Annotated in this window: 4 protein-coding genes and 1 pseudogene; 1 reads left to right on the top strand and 4 read right to left on the bottom strand. The window is 60.3% G+C overall.

The features are described 5' to 3' along the window. From EN879_RS29395 to EN879_RS29380, 4 genes and pseudogenes are all read right to left on the bottom strand, one after another. A pseudogene (locus EN879_RS29395) lies at positions 1-276 on the bottom strand (asparagine synthetase B); the annotation flags it as partial. Further along, positions 273-650, bottom strand: coding sequence for a lasso peptide biosynthesis B2 protein (locus EN879_RS29390; protein WP_244514257.1), 378 nt, complete (start codon positions 648-650; stop codon positions 273-275). The pseudogene EN879_RS29395 and the gene EN879_RS29390, both read right to left, overlap by 4 nt. A 169-nt stretch (positions 651-819) precedes the next feature. After that, complete coding sequence (locus EN879_RS29385; protein ID WP_027164264.1) at positions 820-1,134, bottom strand: PqqD family protein; 315 nt, start codon at positions 1,132-1,134, stop codon at positions 820-822. 137 nt (positions 1,135-1,271) lie between these two features. Beyond that, the gene (locus tag EN879_RS29380) at positions 1,272-1,424 is read right to left on the bottom strand and encodes a lasso peptide (RefSeq protein WP_010913078.1); all 153 of its coding nucleotides are present in this window, start codon (positions 1,422-1,424) and stop codon (positions 1,272-1,274) included. 514 nt (positions 1,425-1,938) lie between these two features. Between EN879_RS29380 and EN879_RS29375 the strand changes: the two genes are divergently transcribed. Beyond that, entirely contained in the window at positions 1,939-3,063 is a 1,125-nt protein-coding gene (locus tag EN879_RS29375; RefSeq protein WP_013528113.1) for a nucleotidyltransferase family protein, read from the top strand. Positions 3,064-3,239 lie beyond the last annotated feature (176 nt).

Genomic DNA, 3,239 nt, shown 5'->3' with positions numbered 1-3,239 from the left:
GTCGCGGATACCGAGCCTGGCCAGCAACTCGTCACGGTTGTCCAGCCGGCAATCGGCGGTGATGGCGAGCCGGCCCCCAGCCATCGTCAAAGGGCCCGGACCGACTTCATCCGATGTGTTGAGCCAGGCGTGGCCAAGGGCGATGCTGGTGTCCAGCCACCAAGAACTGCCGTCAGGACCACGATGGCGCATGCGCGCCAGCATTTGCTGAATGTCGGCCGCCGCGACCGCCGGTGCGTTTGCTCCGCGCAACAGGATTCCGGCGACGCCGCTCATCGGCTGCCGTGGTCGACGAGATGGGCGAAGCCGTCGATCGATCCGCCAAGCACGATATGGTTGTCGCTGACCAGCCAGGCATGTGCTTTCAACTGCTCGCCTGTGCCACGTTCGATGCCGATGCGTACCGTCGATTCATTGCCTTGGCGGGCGAGAATATACTGGCCGGAGAGCGCCTGGGTCAGGCACGTGGCGTAAGGGACGAAACGGGCCGCGGCGGCAACGCCCCAGGCGACGCGCCGCAGTTCGCCCATTGAGGCGCACTGCCGCGCGTCGAGGCGCGTCACCAGGCTGCGTACACGATTGTAGGACAACAGCGTCAGCCCCAGCCGAACTGTCGCCACCACCAGCAGGCAATGGCCAAGGAAGATCATTTCCGAGCCAGTCAGGGAGAAAATCCTGACCAGCCCGCGCCGGCTTCCCCCGCGCTTCGTCTGCTTGACGTTTGTTTCTCTCGCCGGTTCCTGCCGTAAAGCCGTGGCCCGCGAAGACAAGGCCGGCGAAACCAGGGCCCGTGAAACCAGGGACTTGTGCTGGACCGGCTTAGACAAGTGCCTCATGATGCCGTCTCGCAAGCCCATTATCGGCCAGGCCCTTCAGCAATGCGTCGACATCGGCCTGGCAGCGCACCGGGTCGACATTGTAGCGCGCAAGCACGGCGCTGCGGATGTCGCCGATCGACCGGGGTTCCTGGATTAAATCCCAGATGAAGGCGCCGACGCCATTCAGGCTGTAGTAGACATTGGATTTGAGATTGAGCAGCGCCAAGCCATCGCCGAACTCGCAAGCCACGGCATCCTTGGTCGCGCACACGCTATCGTGGTCGCCCAGATCACGGTCGGATAGCTCCCCGTTCATCCCCAAACCTCGCTGACAAAACGCTGCGACATCTCCAGGCGGCGCAGGAGAAATCGGGAGGCTGGCCCCCCGACCCCTCTTACGTCTGCTTTTGAATCCAGAGTCCCAACATGTCACTCTGGAATCGGCTGTAGGTCTCAGGAGAACGTCAGGTCGCCAATCGGCGTATGCGCGGGGAACGATGCGTCGATCGCCGTGCTGCCGCCGCCGCCCTGGGTGATGGTCTCAATCGAACCATGGACCGTCAGGCTTGGCGTTTCATATTCATGCTTTTCAACATTCTGTTCCATTTTACTCTCCGATTTAGGACTGGAAACGGCCTGTCGAGTGCCGTCAGCACTTTTATGCTGCAATGCAATAGCTGCACGGCAGCATTTATGAGTCAAGACTGTTTTACTTTCTGTTAATCAATTACGGTTGCTGGCGTCGTCACATGAGCGGCATGCCTAAAACTTGTCATTTTTTAGCCGATTCCTTGTGCACGACGATCGCGCCTGTGCTGATTCTTTAAGCATTTGATTTTGCTTGCATAAGCCGTTTGCGTTGTGCCTATATTTAGGCCTCTCTAATGAAAAGAATTTCCATTTGAGAAATCGTCCGGAGATTGCCTAAGCGGACGTGGCAAGGGACATTTCAACCGCGGTTTTCACTGCTTTCCGATGCCACCTCGATAGACGCTTTGGTGGCAAAAATTCGCACTGCAGAAGGAAAGGCTTTACGGCATCGAGGTTTTTGGTGATGCTTGCTTCGCACTTGCAGCATAAGTGTCGGCGCGAAACGCTTTCTTGGGAGACTGTGCGCTAAATGGCCTTGCCGGATGGCTCATACGAACGATTGCGCGCCGCCGGCTGTGCCGGCGAGGTGGCCTATGTGCAGGCTTGCCTGCGATTGTTTTTCGCCGGCCCGGGCGCGGGCGACGTTTCGATGCGCCATCTTGACGGTGAAAAAATTGCCGAGATTGCCAGGCTGAACAAGGTCGCCGTCTTTGTCCTCAAGGCGCTTTCGCGCGCACCCGCGCTTCAGAGGCCAACTAAGCTTTTCCAATGGCTCGACACCTACCGCAGGAAAACGGTTTCGATGAACGCGTCCTGCATCATGGATTCGATGGCGATCCAGGACGTGCTGCGCGCCAGCGAGATCGATTTCGTTTTTCTGAAGGGTCCGTTCCAGCAGCAACTTCTCTACGACGACCATTTTATGAAGCCCTCGGGCGATGTCGACATCCTGGTTTCGCCGCTCGGATTTTTCAGGGCGCGTGATGCGCTTCGCAAGATCGGCTATGAGGTATCAGGCAAGTCGAGCTCCGTCTGGTGGGTCCGCTTCCTCGGCGAACAGCACATGACCCGGGACGACGGGCCGAGGTCGTCCACCGTCGATCTCCACTACCGCCTCCAGCAGCCCGGCTCGCCAAGCCCGCGCGACGCGGACGGGTTCCTGCGGCGCAAGCGACAGGTCGAAATCGCCGGTGCGACGGTGCCGTTCACCTCGGTGGCCGATACATTGCTTTTGTCCTGCATCAGCGTCGCCAAGGCACTTTTCAACCGGGAACCCTGCGCCGGATACGTCTGTGATATCGGCGCCAGCGCCGGCCGCCTCGACGAGGCGGATCAGCAGCGTTTGCTCGATGCCGCTACCGCGCAAGGTCTGGACGACACGCTGCTGCTTGGCCTGCGCGCCGCCGACGTGCTACTCGGCGGTGCCGGCACGCTGCTGTCGCAGCGCGCGACCAGGATCCTGCCGCGCATCGGCAATGAGGATCTGCTCAGCATGGTCATCGCGCCGTGGCTGCCGTCGCTGCGGTGGCCGCAGCGGCGAACGGTGCTTTGGGAACTGTGCGGCCGCGCGCCGGTCCGCTATCTGGCCGAAGCAGGCTGGGCGGCGTCCGCCGATATCAGCCGCCGCATCTTCGAGCGGCCGGCGAGTCGCTGAGGGTAAATTGGATGCTGATGGCAATTCTGTAGTGCATCGAACGAGTACGGGGCGAGGGCAAATCGATATTACCTGTACGAGAGGCAAATCCATGTCGATGACGAAATCCGAGGTCTGCGTGATCATCGCGGCAAAAAACGCCGCAGCGACAATCGCCGTCGCCATCGCATCCGCAT

This window comes from Mesorhizobium sp. M7A.F.Ca.AU.002.02.1.1, from assembly GCF_003998535.1.
Classification (GTDB): Bacteria; Pseudomonadota; Alphaproteobacteria; order Rhizobiales; family Rhizobiaceae; genus Mesorhizobium; species Mesorhizobium ciceri.
The sequence above is the reverse complement of the archived record's forward strand: the minus strand, read 5'-3'. Positions and strand labels throughout refer to the sequence as shown.